Annotated in this window: 18 protein-coding genes and 1 tRNA gene; 8 read left to right on the plus strand and 11 right to left on the minus strand. The window is 72.5% G+C overall.

What is annotated here, in order from left to right; all coding sequences use genetic code 11:
- Positions 1 to 398: 398 nt before the first annotated feature.
- Positions 399 to 572 (plus strand): hypothetical protein, encoded by a 174-nt coding sequence (locus tag HMPREF3159_RS17495; RefSeq protein ID WP_010549725.1) that lies wholly within the window; start codon positions 399 to 401, stop codon positions 570 to 572.
- Positions 573 to 744: 172 nt separating this feature from the next.
- On the opposite strand, the gene HMPREF3159_RS10060 is transcribed toward HMPREF3159_RS17495, so the two are convergent.
- The 5 genes from HMPREF3159_RS10060 to HMPREF3159_RS10080 form a co-directional block, all read right to left on the minus strand.
- A tRNA-Lys gene (locus HMPREF3159_RS10060) sits at positions 745 to 818 on the minus strand.
- Between the two features lie 128 nt (positions 819 to 946).
- The gene (locus tag HMPREF3159_RS10065; protein WP_070500909.1) at positions 947 to 1720 is read right to left on the minus strand and encodes an ABC transporter ATP-binding protein; all 774 of its coding nucleotides are present in this window, start codon (positions 1718 to 1720) and stop codon (positions 947 to 949) included.
- 139 nt (positions 1721 to 1859) lie between these two features.
- Positions 1860 to 2900: a TetR/AcrR family transcriptional regulator gene (locus tag HMPREF3159_RS10070; protein WP_070500910.1), complete on the minus strand. Its 1041-nt coding sequence runs from the start codon at positions 2898 to 2900 to the stop codon at positions 1860 to 1862.
- Between the two features lie 121 nt (positions 2901 to 3021).
- Positions 3022 to 3720, minus strand: coding sequence for a GAF and ANTAR domain-containing protein (locus HMPREF3159_RS10075; RefSeq protein ID WP_070500911.1), 699 nt, complete (start codon positions 3718 to 3720; stop codon positions 3022 to 3024).
- Positions 3721 to 3768: 48 nt separating this feature from the next.
- On the minus strand, positions 3769 to 4008 hold the full coding sequence (locus HMPREF3159_RS10080) for a hypothetical protein (protein ID WP_083305906.1): 240 nt from the start codon (positions 4006 to 4008) through the stop codon (positions 3769 to 3771).
- A gap of 270 nt (positions 4009 to 4278) precedes the next feature.
- Between HMPREF3159_RS10080 and HMPREF3159_RS10085 the strand changes: the two genes are divergently transcribed.
- The 5 genes from HMPREF3159_RS10085 to HMPREF3159_RS10105 are packed head-to-tail and all read left to right on the plus strand — an operon-like array spanning position 4279 to position 8583.
- Entirely contained in the window at positions 4279 to 4767 is a 489-nt protein-coding gene (locus HMPREF3159_RS10085; RefSeq protein WP_070500912.1) for a transporter substrate-binding domain-containing protein, read from the plus strand.
- Positions 4764 to 5795 (plus strand): cation efflux transmembrane domain-containing protein, encoded by a 1032-nt coding sequence (locus HMPREF3159_RS10090; protein WP_070500913.1) that lies wholly within the window; start codon positions 4764 to 4766, stop codon positions 5793 to 5795. The genes HMPREF3159_RS10085 and HMPREF3159_RS10090 overlap by 4 nt, the downstream gene beginning before the upstream one ends.
- Positions 5796 to 5837: 42 nt before the next feature.
- Positions 5838 to 7040 (plus strand): alcohol dehydrogenase catalytic domain-containing protein, encoded by a 1203-nt coding sequence (locus HMPREF3159_RS10095; RefSeq protein WP_070500914.1) that lies wholly within the window; start codon positions 5838 to 5840, stop codon positions 7038 to 7040.
- A 53-nt stretch (positions 7041 to 7093) separates the two neighbouring features.
- On the plus strand, positions 7094 to 7987 hold the full coding sequence (locus tag HMPREF3159_RS10100) for an SDR family oxidoreductase (RefSeq protein ID WP_070500915.1): 894 nt from the start codon (positions 7094 to 7096) through the stop codon (positions 7985 to 7987).
- A complete protein-coding gene (locus HMPREF3159_RS10105; RefSeq protein WP_070500916.1) occupies positions 7984 to 8583 on the plus strand; it encodes a cysteine hydrolase family protein in 600 nt (199 codons plus the stop codon). The genes HMPREF3159_RS10100 and HMPREF3159_RS10105 overlap by 4 nt, the downstream gene beginning before the upstream one ends.
- A gap of 225 nt (positions 8584 to 8808) precedes the next feature.
- On the opposite strand, the gene HMPREF3159_RS10110 is transcribed toward HMPREF3159_RS10105, so the two are convergent.
- The 3 genes from HMPREF3159_RS10110 to HMPREF3159_RS10120 all read right to left on the minus strand — a co-directional run bounded on the left by HMPREF3159_RS10110 (position 8809) and on the right by HMPREF3159_RS10120 (position 11926).
- On the minus strand, positions 8809 to 9192 hold the full coding sequence (locus HMPREF3159_RS10110) for a metal-sensitive transcriptional regulator (protein WP_246821601.1): 384 nt from the start codon (positions 9190 to 9192) through the stop codon (positions 8809 to 8811).
- 44 nt (positions 9193 to 9236) lie between these two features.
- Positions 9237 to 11567, minus strand: coding sequence for a heavy metal translocating P-type ATPase (locus HMPREF3159_RS10115; protein ID WP_070500917.1), 2331 nt, complete (start codon positions 11565 to 11567; stop codon positions 9237 to 9239).
- A gap of 143 nt (positions 11568 to 11710) precedes the next feature.
- A complete protein-coding gene (locus HMPREF3159_RS10120; RefSeq protein ID WP_070500918.1) occupies positions 11711 to 11926 on the minus strand; it encodes a cation transporter in 216 nt (71 codons plus the stop codon).
- A 144-nt stretch (positions 11927 to 12070) separates the two neighbouring features.
- Here HMPREF3159_RS10120 and HMPREF3159_RS10125 point away from each other — a divergent pair, with 144 nt between their 5' ends.
- Positions 12071 to 12913, plus strand: coding sequence for a maleylpyruvate isomerase family mycothiol-dependent enzyme (locus HMPREF3159_RS10125; protein WP_070500924.1), 843 nt, complete (start codon positions 12071 to 12073; stop codon positions 12911 to 12913).
- A 2-nt stretch (positions 12914 to 12915) separates the two neighbouring features.
- Here the strand turns inward: HMPREF3159_RS10125 and HMPREF3159_RS10130 are convergent, their stop codons facing one another.
- From HMPREF3159_RS10130 to HMPREF3159_RS10140, 3 genes are all read right to left on the minus strand, one after another.
- Positions 12916 to 13605, minus strand: coding sequence for a Pr6Pr family membrane protein (locus tag HMPREF3159_RS10130; RefSeq protein ID WP_246821602.1), 690 nt, complete (start codon positions 13603 to 13605; stop codon positions 12916 to 12918).
- Between the two features lie 134 nt (positions 13606 to 13739).
- On the minus strand, positions 13740 to 14531 hold the full coding sequence (locus tag HMPREF3159_RS10135; protein ID WP_070500920.1) for an NAD-dependent epimerase/dehydratase family protein: 792 nt from the start codon (positions 14529 to 14531) through the stop codon (positions 13740 to 13742).
- Positions 14532 to 14559: 28 nt separating this feature from the next.
- Positions 14560 to 15507 carry a LysR family transcriptional regulator gene (locus tag HMPREF3159_RS10140; protein WP_070500921.1) on the minus strand — a complete coding sequence of 316 codons (948 nt, stop codon included), beginning with the start codon at positions 15505 to 15507 and terminating at the stop codon, positions 14560 to 14562.
- Positions 15508 to 15683: 176 nt separating this feature from the next.
- On the opposite strand from HMPREF3159_RS10140, the gene HMPREF3159_RS10145 reads away from it, so the two are divergent.
- Entirely contained in the window at positions 15684 to 16793 is a 1110-nt protein-coding gene (locus HMPREF3159_RS10145) for an NADH:flavin oxidoreductase/NADH oxidase (RefSeq protein WP_070500925.1), read from the plus strand.
- The last annotated feature ends 39 nt before the right edge of the window (positions 16794 to 16832 follow it).

The raw sequence follows: 16832 nt of genomic DNA on the forward strand, positions 1-16832 counted from the left end.
GATCGCTACACCACTTCCGGGGACTTGACCGCGGAGGGAGGGCTGTGGGCGCACGGTGCTGGCACCCGAGAGGCGCGTGAAGGCGTGCGAAGGTCGCGTGACGCCGCATGGAGGAGGCTCTCTGCCGCTCGCCCTTCCATTCGGTTCACGGCCTGGGCAACGTCCGCCGGTCGGCCTACGGTCGGAGGAGAGCACAAGGCTGAGCCGGCCCGAACGCTCTTTCTGCCGACGTGTGCACGTTGCGACACTGCTCGCGGACAGTGCCTCTCCCGGACACCGGCTCGTCACACGTCCGGCGGCCCCACGCCTCCTCGTCTCACGTGCCCACCGCGTGAAGGCCATCGTCCGGAGGCAGCTCGATCACGTCGCAGAGAGCCGACAGAACGGAGAGTTCGACGATGCCGCAGAAACGCCGCCCCTTCGACGCTACATGGCTGCCCTTCGGAATGATCATCGGCTTCGCGCTGTCCATCGGCATCCTGCTTCCCCTCACCGGCAGTGTGCTGATCACCGCCGGAGCAGGCCTCCTGCTCGGTGCCGCCCTCGGCATCGTGCTTGGCCTTCGGCCTTGACGTCGCCCGATCTCCGGCTCCCAGGGTTGCACGTCCCGGCCGCTGAGGGAGGGCCGACCAGATCAGCCGCGCCTGATCACGACGTGTCCGTGGGGGACCTCGTCGACGGCCTCGGACTGTTCCGGGACACGAAGAAGCCCCACCGGATGACCGGTGGGGCTTCTGCATCGGGTGCGCCATCAGGGACTCGAACCCCGGACCCGCTGATTAAGAGTCAGCTGCTCTAACCAACTGAGCTAATGGCGCCGACAGAGAAGAACTTTACCCCTGCGACGCCCGCTGTCCAACTCGAGAGGCCGTGCTGTGAGCGAGGGAACAGCGAGGGGCGTCGAGGCGGGCCAGCGAGCAGGGGCATGGGGCTGGCGACGCCGCGCTCAGGCGAAGCGCTGCACAGCCACGGGATGGGCCGCGACGAGCTCGCGGATCTCCTCGTCCTCGGGATCGGCGAGCACCTCGGCCAGCGGGCCGCGGGCAAGGATCCGGCCCCGGCCGAGCACTGCGATCTCGGGGCACAGCCGCTGCAGGAGCTCGATGTCGTGGGAGGCGATGAGCGCGCCGATGCCGAGTCGCTCGATGGTCGCGCCGAGGGAGCGGGCGAGGCGGGCGCGGGTGTTGGGGTCCACGGCGGTCAGCGGCTCGTCCAGGACGAGCAGCTCGGGCCGGGTCGACAGCGCGGTCGCGAGGGCGACGCGCTGGATCTCGCCGCCGGAGAGGGTGCGCATGGTGCGGGGCAGGAAGCGCTCCTCGAGCCCGACGCTCTCCAGCATCTCGGCGGGGGAGACGGAGTGGGTGCGGCCGCCCTTGCGGGCCTCCTTCGCGGCGAGCTGGAGGCGGGAGCCGACGGTCTCGCGAGGGTCCGTGATCGTCATCGCGTACTGGGAGACGAAGCGGACGGCGGCGCGGAAGCGGCGCCTGTCCATCCCCCGCAGCTTCGCGACGTCCCGCCCTTCCCACTGGACCCGGCCGGAGCTGGGGCGGTGCTCCCCGGCGAGGGCCGCCAGCAGCGTGGTCTTGCCCGCGCCGGAGGCTCCGAGCAGGCCCAGCGGCCCCTGCCCGGCGCGCAGCTCGAGGTCGACCCCCTTGAGCACGGCCTCGCCGGGATATCCGGCGTGCAGGGCGGTGGCGGTGAGGGCGGTGGGTGCAGGCATCGGTGACTTTCTCGCGGAGTGTGCGGCCTCGGTCACTTTAGCCAGCCCGGCTGGGCCGCGCCGGGGAACACCCTCGGAGTGGACCACCCGGGCGGGCGACCAGACCGCTCCCGACGAGGTCCGACGCGGCCCCACGGAGTCAGCCCACGGCGTCCTTCGAGAGGAACGAGCGCATCATCCGGGCGAGCTCCTGGACGGGACCGTCGTCATGGGTCGGACCCTGCATCGCCCGCACCGTCTTCTCGCGGACGGCCAGGTTCAGCACGAGTCCGAACAGCGCCCTGCCGGCGAAGCCGGGATCGAGGCCCCTGCGCAGCAGCCCCCGCTCGCCGTAGGCGGTGAAGCACTGCTCGAAGATGTTCTCGTGCACGCGTCGCAGCCGCGCCATGCGGAAGCGTCCTGGATGATCGCCGCTGACCGCTTCGGCGGCGAGCGTGGCCAGCAGCCGCACGTGCAGGGCCCCCGGGTGCCAGGTCGCCGCGAGCTCCTGCATGAGCGCCTCCGGCTCGACGCTCAGCCGCTCGACCTCCTCGAGGGTCCGCTGCGTGCGGCCCTCGAGGGAGTCGATGACCGTGTGCAGCAGGCTGTCCTTCGAGGGGAAGTGGTGCATGAGCCCCGGATGGGAGATCCCGATGTGGCCGGCGATGTCGCGCAGGCTCGCCCCGTGATAGCCGTGCTCGGCGAACATCTCGGCGGCCCCGGCGAGGATCTCCTCCCGCCTGCTGCGCGGTGCGATGCCCCGACGGGCGCGCTCGGTGAGGATCGTCGGGCTCGCCGCGGCGGACGGGAGCCGTCGGGGATCGTCGGATCCAGCGGTCGCCGGGGCATCGGTCCGCCGGTGGAGCTGCAGCGGCGGCGAATCCGAGCCGTCGGCTCTCGGGGCGGCGGAGCTGAGCGGGCACGACGGGAGCGTCTCGGGTGCCTTGATGCTCAGGGGCACCGCCTGCTCGGGATCGGCGAGGTCGATCGCCTGACGCAGGGGGAGGAGCCCATCGACGTCGATGTGCTGCATGTCCAGGAGGTCCAGGGTGAGGCGCGGAGCGGGTTCGAGACCCCGGGCCTGGGCCACGACGGGGAGGACGGAGTCGTAGGTCCGGGCGGTGAGGCATCCGGCGATCGAGAGGACGACCTCGTGGAGGTCCAGATCGACATGGACCGTCACGGAGAGGGAGTGGGGCATGAGAGGAGGCCGTTTCGTGCACGCTGGCGGAGAGGCCTCTTGCTAGACCTCACCCGGAGCCTAGCCCACCCGGGGACGAACCGCTCCTACGTCTCGAACGACGTCGTCGGGGGTGCGGAGCTCACGAGGCGATGAGATCCGTCGCCAGGTCGCGCAGCTTGACGTTGCGGTGGTTCGAGGCCGTCTTGAGGATCTCGACGGCCTCCTCCTGGCTGCACCGGTTGCGGCCCATGAGGATCCCCACCGCGAGGTCGATCTCCGTGCGCGACTCCATCGCCGCGCGCAGGTCCCGGGCCGCATCGGAGTGCAGGGCCTGCCGAACCGCGAGCCGCAGCGCGCTCGAGGCCTGCTCGACGTGGAGCACGATCGTCTCGATCGTGGCTGGGTCGAAGTCGTGGGGCGTGGCCGAGTACACGTTCAGGCCGGCCTTCGCCTCGTCGCCTAGGTGGAAGGGGAGGCCGAGCACGGCTCTGATCCCTTGCTCGAGCTCTGCGGCGGCGTAGGCGGGCCAGCGGTCGTCGTCGCGCAGGTCGCCCACCCGGATCACGGCGTTCTCGCGGATCGCGGTCATGCATGGCCCGTCGGTGAAGCTGTTCTGCAGCTCGTCGAGCGCGAGGGCCTGAGGGCTCGAGGAGGCCGCGGTGGCGGCCTTGCGATCCCTCAGCAGGCTCACCGCGCACCAGCGCTCGGGACCGCCCAGCGAGAGCTGCCGTGCGAGCAGATCGGTGAAGTCCTGGAGGAAACCCTGGATGTCGTCGCTCTCGAGCAGGAGCGTCTGCATCGTGCTCAGGGAGAGGCCGTCCTCGGCGTGATCGAGCATGGCTCCGCCTTCCGGTGGGTGCGGCGGGCCGCGCCGCGGGTGGGTGGGTCAGCGGGCGCCGAGACGCCGTGCCAGCAGGTCCTCGGCGAGCTCCGCACCCTTCGTGCTGTCGCTCTGCGCCTTGCCGAAAAGGTCGGCGAGCTCGGTGTCGCCGACCTCCTCCGCGTCGGCGCGGTAGGTCTCCAGTAGAAGGGCGTTGGACAGGCACTGCTCCGCGAACCAGATCGGGTCGTCGTTCTCGTCCTTCGTCCCGGTGATCCGTCCACCGCCGTCGGCGTGGTGCATCATCGACCCTCTCTCCGGTCGTCCGTCGAACGGTAGTGCGGCACAGTCGTCAGGACGGCACCTGCGTGTCCCATCCCATGCCCCGTCGCCATGACGGTCAACCGGTCACGGCGCCCCTGCAGGCCGGAGGCGTGGACCGATCGGACGGCCCGGCGCGGACCGCGCTGAGTATGGTCGAGCTGATCGAGTCGCGCCCTGGGACAGGACAGCGGTGCGGAGACGAGCGGTGCGCGGCGACGCGCACGGAGGGCATGAGGAGACGGAGGCGCGGGCATGACCATTCCCCGACGGCCCAGGGCGCTGCTGCTCGTCGCGGCGGCGACGGTCCTCCTGGGCGGCTGCCGGGGCGATTTCCCCGCGGATCCCCAGGGCACCCTCGACCGGGCCCGGGACGGTGTGCTCCGGGTGGGTGTCAGCGAGAACCCGCCCTGGACCGACGTGGCCCCGGACGGCACCGTCGGCGGCTCCGAGGTCGAGCTGTTCACCGACTACGCCGAGACGATCGACGCCGAGGTCGAGTGGGTGCCGGCAGGGGAGAACACCCTGGCGGCGATGATGCGGGAGGGACGGCTCGACGTGGTCGTCGGAGGGCTCGCCTCCGACGTCCCCTGGACCTCCGAGATCGCCACGACGCGCCCCTACACCACGACCACGGGGCCCGACGGCGCAGAGGTGAAGATCGTCGTCGGCGTGCAGCCGGGGGAGAACGCGCTGATGATCGACATCGAGCGGTTCCTCGCCGAGCGCGGGGGCGAGCTGTGAACGGCTCCGAGGGCGAGGGCGGCGAGGAGGCGACGGGGTCGGGCCACGACGCCTTCGGCGAGGAGCAGCGCGAGACGCTGCGCCGGGCCCGACGCCTCGAGTGGATCACGCTGGCCTGGATGTCGGCGACCGTCGCGCTGGTCGCGCTCGTCGCGGGGCAGTCCCAGGCGATGCGGGCCGCCTGGGCGGAGGACATGCTCTCGCTGCTGCCCCCGATCGCCTTCCTCGTCGCGGCGCGCCGGATCCGCAAGAGGCCCGACCGCCTGCACCCCTACGGCTTCCACCGCTCGATCGGGGTCGCCCACCTGGTCGCCGCGATCGCGTTGCTCACGATGGGCGGCTATCTCGCGATCGACTCGATGATGACCCTGGTGACCGTCGAGAGGCCGCCGATCGGACTGACCGTCCTCTTCGGCCACGCGATCTGGTCAGGCTGGCTGATGGTCGCCGTGATGGTGGTGACCAGCATCGGCCCGGTGTTCCTGGGGTACAAGAAGCTCGCGCTCTCCGAGACGCTGCACGACAAGGTGCTGTTCGCCGATGCCGACATGGGCAAGGCCGACTGGTCCACCGCGGTCGCCACCATCGCCGGTGTGATCGGGGTGGGTCTCGGGCTCTGGTGGGCGGATGCGACCGCCGCGCTGCTGGTGTCCGTCTCGATCCTGCGTGACGGGGTGAAGAATCTTCGCAGCTCGATCGGCGGGCTCACCGATGCCGAGGCGCGGACCTTCGACGACTCCGCACCGCATCCGCTGACGCGCCGGATCGAGGAGCGGGCGGAGGAGGAGTCCTGGGTGGGGGAGGCCTCGGCCCGGGTCCGCGACGAGGGGCACGTCTTCCATGCCGAGGTGTTCGTGGTCCCCGCCGCGGGGACCGAGCCGAGCCTCGACCGGATCGCCGCGCTGCGCGACCGGATCGTCGAGCTCGACTGGAAGGTGCACGACGTCGTCATCGCCCCCGTTCCCGAGCTGCCGCCCACGCAGACCTTTCGGTCGACACTGCGGACGGGGGCCGACGGCGCCCCCTAGCGTGGAACGAGGACCCCGAGATCACCACCGGAAGGCGGGACCATGAGAGCAGTGACCTGGCAGGGCAACGAGCACGTGAGCGTCGAGACCGTGCCCGACCCGATCCTCCAGCAGCCCACCGACGCGATCGTCCGCATCACCTCCACCGCGATCTGCGGCTCCGACCTCCACCTGTACTCGGTGCTCGGACCGTTCATGACACCCGGCGACATCATCGGCCACGAGCCGATGGGGATCGTCGAGGAGGTCGGCTCCGAGGTGACCGGGGTGCGCCCCGGGGACCGGGTCGTCGTCCCCTTCACGATCTCCTGCGGGCACTGCGCCATGTGCGGGCAGGGGCTCCCCTCCCAGTGCGAGACCACCCAGGTGACCGAGCGCGGCACGGGAGCCGCGCTGCTGGGCTACTCCAAGCTCTACGGTCAGGTCCCCGGCGGTCAGGCCGAGCACCTCCGGGTGCCGCACGCCGACTACGGTCTGATGAAGGTCGGCACCGAGCTGCCCGACGACAACTACCTCTTCCTCAGCGACATCCTCCCCACCGCGTGGCAGGCCGTGCAGTACGCCGGTGTTCCGGCGCACCGCACCCTCGCGGTGATCGGCCTGGGACCTGTCGGCCAGCTGTCGGCCCGGATCGGGCGTCACCTGGGGGCCCGCGTGTTCGGCATCGATCCCGTCCCCGAGCGCCGGGCCATGGCCGAGCGTCACGGCATCGAGGTGCTGGACCTGAACGAGGACGCCGTGGGCGAGATCCGCGAGCGCACCCAGGGACGAGGGCCCGACGCCGTCGTCGACGCCGTGGGCATGGAAGCCGAGGGCAGCCCGGTCGCCGGTCTCGCCCAGACCCTCGCCGGCAAGCTCCCCGACGCGGTCGCGCAGCCGCTCATGGAGCGCGCCGGGGTGGACCGGCTCGCTGCCCTGCACACCGCCATCGACCTCGTGCGCCGCGGAGGGACCGTCTCCCTCTCGGGCGTCTACGGCGGCGCGGCCAGCCCCATGCCGCTGCTGACGATGTTCGACAAGCAGCTCCAGCTGCGCATGGGCCAGTGCAACGTGCGGGTCTGGACCGACGCGCTGCTGCCGCTGGTCGAGGACCCCGCGGATCCCCTGGGCGTCGGCGACCTGGTCACCCACCGGCTTCCTCTGGAGGAGGCGGCCGTGGGCTACGACCTCTTCCAGCGCAAGCACGACGGCTGCATCAAGGTCGTCCTCGACCCGACGATCGCCTCCGCCCCGACGACCCCCTGAACCGCTCCCGACGCACCGCCGCGGAAACCCGCCACCTCTACCGAGGAGAACCCATGGCCGACCAGCTCACCTTCACGAATCCCGTCACACGCTTCCCCGACATCTCCCCGCCGAAGCAGGACCAGCCCGAGCCCGGACTGGATGCCGAGCTGATCCCCGGCACCGACCGCGGCGAGAAGTCCTATCGCGGCACCGGTCGCCTCGAGGGCCGTCGCGCGCTGATCACCGGCGCCGACTCCGGCATCGGCGCAGCGGTCGCGATCGCCTTCGCCCGGGAGGGTGCCGACGTCGCCCTGAACTACCTCCCCCAGGAGGAGCGGGACGCGCTGCGCATCGCCGAGGTGATCCGGGAGGCAGGCCGCACCGCCGTGCTGCTGCCCGGCGATCTCGCCGATCCCGAGTTCTGCCGCCGGCTCGTCGAGGACGCGGTGGAAGGGCTCGGCGGTCTCGACGCCCTCGTGAACAATGCGGGTCGTCAGATCGCGGTCGAGTCCCTCGAGGAGATCGACGACCAGCAGTGGGAGGACACGTATGCGGTCAACATCCACGCGATGTTCCGCATCACCAAGACGGCGCTGAAGCACCTCCCCGCCGGCTCCACGATCGTGAACACGACCTCGGTCCAGGCCTACGAGCCCTCGCCCACGCTCGTGGACTACGCTTCCACCAAGGCGGCGATCAACAACTTCACCAAGGGGCTCGCCCAGCAGCTCGCTCCGCGCGGCATCCGCGTCAACGCGGTCGCGCCGGGCCCGATCTGGACCCCGCTCCAGGTCTCCGACGGACAGCCCAAGGAGGCGCTGCCGGAGTTCGGCAAGAGCACGCCGCTGGGCCGCGCCGGCCAGCCCACCGAGCTCGCGCCGGCCTACGTCTTCCTCACCTCCTCCGAGTCCAGCTACGTGCTCGGGGAGACCCTCGCCGTGACGGGAGGGAGCCCGACCCCGTGAGCGCGGACCGCACGACGCGCGCCGCGGAACCGGGAACGACGCCGCGCACCGCGTTGCTGCTCGTCGACCTGCAGGAGGCCTTCTTCGAGGCTCCCGGCCTCGCCGTCACCCGCGCCGACGTCCTCGCCGCGGTGGGGGCGCTCGCGGACGGAGCCCGCGAGGCCGGGGCCCCGATCCTGCTGGTGACGACCGAGCACAGTCGCGATCGCTCGACCTGGACGCTGAGCATGTTCGAGGACGACCACGGCTACCTGTTCCACGGCGATCCGAGCACCGCTGTGGTCCACGAGCTGGACACCTCCGGGATGACCGGCGTCGAGAAGACCCGCGACAGCGCCTGGTTCGGGACCGACCTCGCCCTGAGGCTCCGGAACCTGGGCGTGGACCGGGTGCTGATCGCCGGCGTCTCGACCCATGCCTGCATCGCCCAGACCGCCCGGGACGCCTATGCCCACAACGTCCGCGCCGCCGTGGTCGAGGATGCGGTCGCCGACGAGCGGACCGAGCACATGCGCACGGTCCTCGACCTCCTGGTCGGCGATCGGCAGGCCGAGCTCGTTACGCTCGAGGATGCCCTCGCACTTCTGCGGTCCTGAGCGTCGCGCGGCACGCTCTCAGGGGGCGCGGTGGGCCTGGCGATCCGGATCGGGGTCCTCGTGGCCGGGGCTCGGGGCGCCGTCGTCAGGCCGCAGCCGGACCGGCAGAGAGGCGGGGTGCCAGACCTCGGCGAGTGCCCGCCCGCCCCGTCCGAGCATGTGATCGGCGCCACGTCGACAGCAGCGTAGGCGATGCCCGGCTCCGCCGACCACGAAGCCGTCCTGTCAGGAGCGCACGAGCCGGGCGATCGCGGCAGAGGCCTCCTTGAGCTTCTCCTCGCCCTCGGGGCCGCCGGAGCGGGCCGCGTCCAGGACGCAGTGCTGCATGTGGTCGTCCAGCAGGCCCATCGCCACGCCGTCCAGCGCGCTCTTCAGCGCGGAGATCTGCGTGAGGATGTCGATGCAGTACTTCTCCTCGTCGACCATCCGATGCAGACCCCGGGCCTGGCCCTCGATCCGCTTCAGGCGCGCGAGATAGCGGGACTTGTCGGTGATGTAGCCGTGGTGGTGCTCGTGGCCCTCGGCGGCACCGGCCTCCGCGGCGCCCGTCACGGGAGCCTCCGCCTCGGCGGCGCCGGCGACGGCGCCAGTGGGATCGATGGTGGTCATGGGGTCCTCCTGGGGTGGTCGACCGGGGAGAGCGGAGCGGGCGGTCAGGCCGCGGCCTTCTGACGGTTCTCGGGCGTGGCGGAGGCCGACGCCTGCGGGTTCTCCAGCGCACGGCTGCGGAAGGACCGCAGGCGCAGGCTGTTGCCGACCACGAACACGCTGGAGAACGCCATCGCGACCCCGGCGAGCATCGGGTTCAGCAGGCCCAGCGCCGCCAGCGGGATGGCCGCGACGTTGTACGCGAAGGCCCAGAACAGGTTGCCCTTGATGGTGGAGAGGGTACGACGGGACAGGCGGATCGCGTCGGCCGCGGAGCGCAGGTCGCCGCGCACCAGGGTGATGTCCCCGGCCTCGATCGCGACGTCGGTCCCGGTGCCCATCGCGAGGCCGAGGTCGGCCTGGGCGAGCGCCGGGGCGTCGTTCACGCCGTCGCCGACCACCGCGACGATCCTCCCCTGCTCCTGGAGCCGGGTGACCTCGGCGATCTTGTCTTCGGGCATGACCTCGGCGATGACCTCGCCGATCCCGACCTCGGCCGCGATGTGCTCGGCGACGGCGCGGTTGTCGCCGGTGAGCAGCACGGGGGTGAGGCCGAGGCCCTTCAGCTGGGTGATGGCCTCGGCACTGGTGGGCTTGACGACGTCGGCGACGACGAGCACGCCGCGCGCCCTGCCGCCCCAGACCACGACCACGGCGGTCTCGCCGCGGGCCTCCGCGGACGCCTTCGCCGCGGCGAGCTCGGCGGGCATCGCGGCGCCGGCCAACAGGTTCTCCCGGCCGACGAGAACCTCGACCCCCTCGACGGTGCCGCGCACCCCGCGACCGGCGAGGTTCTCGAAGTCGGTCACCTCGGGCAGGGTGCCGTCGGCCCCCGCTGCCCCCTGGGCGGCGGCACCCTGCGCGATGGCCTGGGCGATCGGGTGCTCGGAGGCGTTCTCGACGGCGCCGGCGCGGCGCAGCAGCTCGCGCGGGTCGGCGTCGGGAGCGGCGACCGCCTCGGTGAGGGTCATCCTCCCGGTGGTGACGGTGCCGGTCTTGTCCAGCACCACGGTGTCGACCCTGCGGGTGGACTCGAGCACCTCGGGGCCCTTGAGCAGGATGCCCATCTGGGCGCCGCGACCGGTGCCGACCAGCAGGGCGGTGGGGGTGGCGAGACCCAGCGCGCAGGGGCAGGCGATGATCAGCACCGCGACGGCCGCGGTGAAGGCGGCCTCGGCGCCGTTCCCGGTCAGCAGCCAGGCGGCGAGCACGACGATCGCGATGACGAGGACGATCGGCACGAAGATGCCCGAGACCCTGTCGGCGAGGCGCTGGATCTCGGCCTTGCCGGACTGGGCGTCCTCCACCATCTGCGCCATGCGGGCGAGCTGGGTGTCGGCGCCGACGCGGGTCGCGCGGACCACGAGACGGCCGCCGGCGTTGACGGTCGCGCCGGTGACGGCGTCGCCCTCACCCACCTCGACGGGCACTGACTCGCCGGTGAGCATCGAGACGTCCACGGCGGAGCCGCCCTGCTCGACGACGCCGTCGGTGGCGATCTTCTCGCCGGGCCGCACCACGAAGAGGTCTCCCTCGGCGAGCTCGCTGACGGGCACGCGCACCTCGGCGCCGCCCTTCAGCACGGCGACATCCTTCGCGCCCATGTCCAGCAGGGCGCGCAGCGCGGCACCGGCCTGGCGCTTCGAGCGCTTCTCGAGATAGCGGCCCAGCAGGATGAACATGGTCACGCCCGCGGCGACCTCGAGGTAGATGTTCGCCGAGCCGTCGGTCCGGCCGATGGTCAGCGAGAACTCATGGGTCATCCCCGGCATCCCCGCGGTGCCGAGGAACAGGGCGTACAGAGACCAGAGATAGGCGGCGGTCACGCCGACGGAGATCAGCGTGTCCATGGTCGTGGCGCCGTGGCGGAGGTTGATCGCGGCGGCGCGGTGGAAGGGCCAGGCCGCCCACACCACGACGGGGGAGGCGAGCGTCAGGACGAGCCACTGCCAGTTCGTGAACTGGAGCACCGGCACCATCGACAGCACGATCACCGGGATCGTGAGGAGCGCGGCGCCGATCAGGCGCCGGCGCAGGGAGCGCAGCTCGGGATCCTCCGACTCCTCGGCATCCTCCGACCCGGCGCTCGCCGTCGGCGGGGCGGGGAGGGCGGCGGTGTAGCCGGCCTGCTCGACCGTGGTCACGAGCTGCTGGGGGTCGTAGCCCTCCGGCGCCATGACCCGCGCCTTCTCGGTCGCGTAGTTCACGGACGCGCTGACGCCGTCGAGCTTGTTGAGCTTGCGCTCGATGCGGTTCGCGCACGAGGCACAGGTCATGCCGCCGATCTCGAGCTCGATGCCGACGTCGAGCGGCTGCGGGGCCTCTCTGGTGCTCATCCTGGGGCTTCTTCCTCGCGGATTGCGACCGCGTCGTGGGAGGGTCTGGTGCGGTCCCGCGGCGACCGGTGGGGACCGGCCGCCGCGAGAGGCGGAGGGCGGCGCAGAGCGACTCCCTGCGGCGAGGCGATCCCTCGGCGGGGTCAGGCGCGGACGGCGGAGTAGCCGGCCTCCTCGACGGCGGCGAGCACGGCGGCCTCGTCGACCGCGGCATCGGAGCCCACGCGGAGCAGGCCGGTCTCGTGGCTGACCTCGACGCCGGTGACGCCGGGGACCCCGCCGACCTCCTCGCGGACGGACATCTCGCAGTGGCCGCAGGTCATGCCGGTGACCTGGAAGTCGATCGTGGTCGCGCTCATCGGGGCTCTCCTCGTGATGATCCGGGTATACCCTCAAGGGGTATCGAACTGCCTCCATGTATACCCCCAAGGGGTATGTGTGTTCAAGGTTCCTGTGGGCGAACGGGGTGACGTCCGTCACCCCGGGGTGCTTCGATGGGCGTCATGAGCATCGATGCCGTCGCCCACATCCGCGAGGAGACCGAGCGGTCCGTCGCCGCCCTCACCTCCGTCGACCCCGAGCAGAGCGTTCCCACCTGCCCCGGCTGGACCGCCGACGACCTGCTGTGGCACCTCGCCGAGGTGCACGAGTTCTGGGCGGCGATCCTCGAGTCCGGGGCGACCGCCGAGGAGCAGGTCATGGCGATCGAGGAGAGCCGGGACGCGCGGCCCGCCGAGCGCGACGCCCTCCTCGCCCGCCGCGCGAGCGCGACCGAGGCGCTGCTGTCCCAGCTCGCCGCCCGCGCCGACGACGAGCCCGCCTGGTTCTGGTACTCCGCCGTCCAGGGCGTGGGGATCACCCGCCGCATGCAGACCCACGAGGCGACGATCCATCGCGTCGACGCCGAGCTCACCGCCGGCCGCCCCGTCACCCCGATCCCGCGGCAGGTCGCGGCCGACGGACTCGCCCATGTGCTCGAGGTGATGTGGCCCGCCGGCTTCGAGTGGATCCCCGACTGGGCCGAGACGCGTCCCGTCGCCGTCGCGGAGATCGCGCCCGAGGGCGGCACCGCCCGGATGCTGGAGGTCAGCCGCTGGAGCGGAACGCGGCCCCGTGATGGGAAGGAGTTCGACGTCCCCGTCGGTCGCCTCCTGCCCGAGGGGCAGGCTCCCGGCGACCTGCCTCGGGCCCGCGCCGCCGGCACCGCGCAGGCGCTGGACCTGTGGGCCTGGGGGCGCGAGCAGGCCCTCGCGCACCTGGAGGGAGAGGAGCAGCGCGTGGCCGTCCAGGGCGACTCCGCCGGCATCGCCCAGCTCGCCTCGCTCCTCGCCGAGGGCCACGACTGACCTCAACCTAGGGAGCGCTGCGGGGGCCCGGCCGGGACCTCCTGCCTGCGCAGCCGGGCCTCCGCCAGGTGCACGAGCGCCGCGAACAGGAGGAAGGCGACCAGCACCACCCCGGTCGTCGCGAGCACCTGCGGCCAGGACGAGGCGGTCGGGTCGAGGAAGGCGTAGGGGTACCAGCCGGTCGCGCCCCCGCGCAGCCAGGTCGCGACGAGATACACGATCGGATACGCCAGCCATGCCAGGACCCGCCGGGCCGACGGGGTGCGGCGCCGCGGGGTCAGGAGCCAGTCCAGCAGCGCCGCGACCGGGGCGAGACGGTGGAGCACGATCCCCGTCCAGCCGATGTCCCAGCGCAGCAGCTCGTCCAGCGGCGCGACCAGCAGCGCGTAGATGATCCCGGTCATCACGAGGTAGAACGCGGCCGCGCCGCGCAGGTCGTCCCACCACGGCGGTCGCCGTCGCCGGGACAGCGCGGTCCCGGCCAGCAGCAGGAGGGCGAAGGCGAGGTTGGACTGGTTCGTGAAGAAGGAGAGGTGCTGGGCGAGGGAGCCGTCCCGGATCGCGGTGAGGGTGCTGGTGAGCAGGGCCGCCAGGACGAGGATCGCGACGGCGACCCGTGCGCCGCGGGCCGCGCGGACCGCGGTCGCCGAGCGGCCCGACGGCGTCGGCGGCGGCATCGCCGATGACGACATCGCCGATGGCTCCGTCGCCGACGACTCCGACGCGGAGGATTCTGACGTCGACGGCATCGCCGTGGGTGCTGCCGACGCGGCCTGCGGGGGAGAGGGACGAGGGGCGGGGGAGGAGCGCGGCTCCTGGGCGCCGCTCATGAACCGCGCGGCCAGGAGTCCCGCACCGGGGCACCTCCCTCGACGACGTGCTCTCTTGCGCCGGGCAGGGACGTCCAGGCGTCGCGGGGACGGTAGCCGAGCTCGAGATGCGTGTTCGTCATCGACCAGCGTCGGTCGGGGTTGTCGGAGATGGCGTAGTACAGCCCGAAGCGGACCTCTGCCTCGATCGCGCACCGCACCACCTCGGTGCAGTCCGCAGGGCTGAGCCACATGGCGCGCAGGATCTCCTCCTCCGCCTCGAGCGGGTCCTCGCTGAACCAGCCGATGCGCAGGCAGATCACGTCCAGCCCGTGCTCGTCGTGGTAGAAGCGGCCCAGGGTCTCGCCGAAGACCTTCGAGACCCCGTACAGGGAGTCCGCCCGCGGCGGCTGATCGGGGTAGACCGGCCACAGCTCGTGGCGGTCGTACATCCCGAAGACGTGGTTCGACGAGGCCAGCACCACGCGCCGCACGCCCGCCCGGCGCGCCGCCTCGAGCACGTTGCGCACGCCGACGATGTTGGCCTCGAGCACCGCCTCCCAGCTCGACTCCGGTGAGGAGGCCCCGGCCATGTGCACGACGGTGTCGATGCCGTCCATGAGCGCCGCGACCTCCTCGAGGTCGGCGAGATCGGCGACTCGCAGCTCCCTCCCCGGGGGCGCCTCGTCCGGATCGCGGCCGTGGAGGACGAGCTCGTAGTCCTCCGGCAGCGTGCGCACCAGGTGGGAGCCGATCCCTCCGGTCGCCCCGGTGATCAGGACCCGTCGTCGAGCGGTGTTCTCCTTCATGCCCCCAGTATGGGCCGGGTGGCCCCGGTCACGTAGGCGCGATACGAGGATGCCGCGCCGTCCGGGCCGCTTGCAGCAGCGCGTCGGCCACCTGCCCCGTCGCGGAGTTCTGCTCGGCGCCGGGGCGCTGCACCAGCATCAGCGTCGTGGTGCGCGGGCGCTCCGGCTCCTCGAGCTGCACGAGCGCGCCCGCGGCGAGATCTGCCGCGCACAGCGAGCGCGGCAGCACCGAGTACCCGGCCCCGGCCCGCACCGCGGCGATCACGGCGTGCAGGGACGGCACCGTCAGCGCCGGACCCACCGCCGGATGCTGCTTGCCGTACTGGGTGCGCCAGTACCGGCGCACCACGGGCATGTCGTCGTCCGTGGAGACCAGCGGCACCGCCTCGAGCGCGGCGCAGACCGCCACGCCCTCCGTGCGCGCCTCGACGCGGCCGGCCCAGGCCGGGGCGGCGACCAGCAGGTGCTCCTCCTCCGCGAGCTTCGTGACCGAGAGCGCCCGGCCGCGCGGCCGCTGGGCGGTGATCAGCAGGTCGTGCCGGCCCTCCCGCAGCTGCTCGAGCAGCTCCTCGTCCTCCCCGGTCGCCACGTGCACGCGCACCCCGCCCGCCACCAGCGGGGCGAGCGCGGGCAGCACGTGCGAGCACAGCAGCTCCGGGGGCCCTGCCAGGTGCACGGGTGCGGTGCGCCCATCGAGCTCGCAGTTTCCGCCCGCGACCACGTCGAGATCGTCCAGCGGCCCGGAGATCCGCTCGGCGAGCTCCCGGGCGAAGGCGGTGGGCTCCACCCCGCGCGGCAGTCGCTGGAAGAGCTGGCGCCCCAGCTGCTCCTCGAGGCTGCGGATCTGCGCCGTGACGGTGGGCTGGGTGAGCCCGAGCGCGGGGGCCGCCGCGGTGAAGGAGCCCGCCCGATGCACGGCGAGGAAGGTGCGCAGCAGGTTGAGGTCCTGGACGGGGGCGAGAGTGGAGGTCGTCACAGCGCCGAGGGTAGACGCGCCGGTGACCTCACGCCATAGGAGGAGGGATACCTCCCATAGGGCCTGCTATTGGCGTGCGCATGTCGGGCCGCACTAGCGTCGCGGACGTCGCCGAGCTCGGCGCCCCGCACGGAGCGCCGGCGGCCCGTCCGTCCCCGAACCGCGGAGGCCTCTCCATGTCCCAGCACCTGCTCACCCCGATCACCCTGCGCGACCTCACCGTCCGCAACCGCATCTGGGTGCCGCCCATGTGCCAGTACTCCGTCGCCGCCCGCGACGGCGTCGCCACCGACTACCACCTCATGCACTACGGCTCCTTCGCCCGCGGCGGCGCCGGCGCCGTGATCCTCGAGGCCACCGGCGTGGTCCCCGAGGGGCGCATCTCCCCGCAGGACCTCGGCCTGTGGGACGACGCCCAGCGCGAGGCGCTGCGCCCGATCGTCGACCTGATCCACTCCTTCGGCGCGGCGGCCGGGATCCAGCTCGCCCACGCCGGGCGCAAGGCCTCCACCGAGCCCGAGTGGGGCACCCCGCAGCCCGGCGCCTCCCTCGCAGGCGCCGACGGCGGCTGGGAGACCGTGGCCCCCTCCGCGATCGCCTACGACCAGCTCACGGAGCCCACCGCCCTGGACGAGGCGGGGATCGACGAGGTCGTCGCGGCCTTCGCCGCCTCCGCCGTGCGCGCCGTCGAGGCGGGCTTCGACCTGCTGGAGATCCATGCCGCCCACGGCTACCTGCTGCACGAGTTCCTCTCGCCGCTGAGCAACCAGCGCACCGACTCCTACGGCGGCGAGCTCGCCGGCCGTGCACGCCTCCTGCTGCGCGTCGTGGACGCGGTGCGCGGAGCGGTCCCCGTCGGCATGCCGGTGCTGGTGCGGATCTCGGCGACCGAGTGGGTCGAGGGCGGCTTCGACCTCGACCAGGCGACCCAGGTCGTCACCTGGCTCGGCGAGCACGGCGTGGACATGGTCGACGTCTCCTCCGGCGGCAACGCCGTGCTGCCCGAGGGGTCGAGGATCCCCGTCGGCCCCGGCTACCAGACGCCGCTGGCCGCGCACCTGCGCGAGCACACCGAGGTGCCGGTCTCCGCGGTCGGCATGCTCGATACGCCCTTCCAGGCCGAGCACGTCCTCGCCACCGGGCAGGCCGACGTGGTGCGCGTGGGTCGCGCCTTCCTGCGCGAGCCGAACTGGGGCCTGGACGCCGCGCTCGCCCTGCGCGGCGACGGCGAGATCGTCCCGCCGCAGTACCGGCGCGCCTTCCGCCAGGCCCTGGGCCGCGGCTGAGCGGCTCAGCCTGCCGTGCTGCCCGTCGGCGGCGCGGCA

This window comes from Brachybacterium sp. HMSC06H03 (assembly GCF_001807385.1).
GTDB classification, from domain to species: Bacteria; Actinomycetota; Actinomycetes; order Actinomycetales; family Dermabacteraceae; genus Brachybacterium; species Brachybacterium conglomeratum.

Bases quoted from the DNA above. Each gene is read 5' to 3' on its own strand.
- HMPREF3159_RS17495 (WP_010549725.1), top strand. From the start codon at position 399: ATGCCGCAGAAACGCCGCCCCTTCGACGCTACATGGCTGCCCTTCGGA.
- HMPREF3159_RS10065 (WP_070500909.1), bottom strand. From the start codon at position 1,720: ATGCCTGCACCCACCGCCCTCACCGCCACCGCCCTGCACGCCGGATAT.
- HMPREF3159_RS10070 (WP_070500910.1), bottom strand. From the start codon at position 2,900: ATGCCCCACTCCCTCTCCGTGACGGTCCATGTCGATCTGGACCTCCAC.
- HMPREF3159_RS10075 (WP_070500911.1), bottom strand. From the start codon at position 3,720: ATGCTCGATCACGCCGAGGACGGCCTCTCCCTGAGCACGATGCAGACG.
- HMPREF3159_RS10080 (WP_083305906.1), bottom strand. From the start codon at position 4,008: ATGATGCACCACGCCGACGGCGGTGGACGGATCACCGGGACGAAGGAC.
- HMPREF3159_RS10085 (WP_070500912.1), top strand. From the start codon at position 4,279: ATGACCATTCCCCGACGGCCCAGGGCGCTGCTGCTCGTCGCGGCGGCG.
- HMPREF3159_RS10095 (WP_070500914.1), top strand. From the start codon at position 5,838: ATGAGAGCAGTGACCTGGCAGGGCAACGAGCACGTGAGCGTCGAGACC.
- HMPREF3159_RS10100 (WP_070500915.1), top strand. From the start codon at position 7,094: ATGGCCGACCAGCTCACCTTCACGAATCCCGTCACACGCTTCCCCGAC.
- HMPREF3159_RS10110 (WP_246821601.1), bottom strand. From the start codon at position 9,192: ATGACCACCATCGATCCCACTGGCGCCGTCGCCGGCGCCGCCGAGGCG.
- HMPREF3159_RS10115 (WP_070500917.1), bottom strand. From the start codon at position 11,567: ATGAGCACCAGAGAGGCCCCGCAGCCGCTCGACGTCGGCATCGAGCTC.
- HMPREF3159_RS10120 (WP_070500918.1), bottom strand. From the start codon at position 11,926: ATGAGCGCGACCACGATCGACTTCCAGGTCACCGGCATGACCTGCGGC.
- HMPREF3159_RS10125 (WP_070500924.1), top strand. From the start codon at position 12,071: ATGAGCATCGATGCCGTCGCCCACATCCGCGAGGAGACCGAGCGGTCC.
- HMPREF3159_RS10130 (WP_246821602.1), bottom strand. From the start codon at position 13,605: ATGTCGTCATCGGCGATGCCGCCGCCGACGCCGTCGGGCCGCTCGGCG.
- HMPREF3159_RS10135 (WP_070500920.1), bottom strand. From the start codon at position 14,531: ATGAAGGAGAACACCGCTCGACGACGGGTCCTGATCACCGGGGCGACC.
- HMPREF3159_RS10145 (WP_070500925.1), top strand. From the start codon at position 15,684: ATGTCCCAGCACCTGCTCACCCCGATCACCCTGCGCGACCTCACCGTC.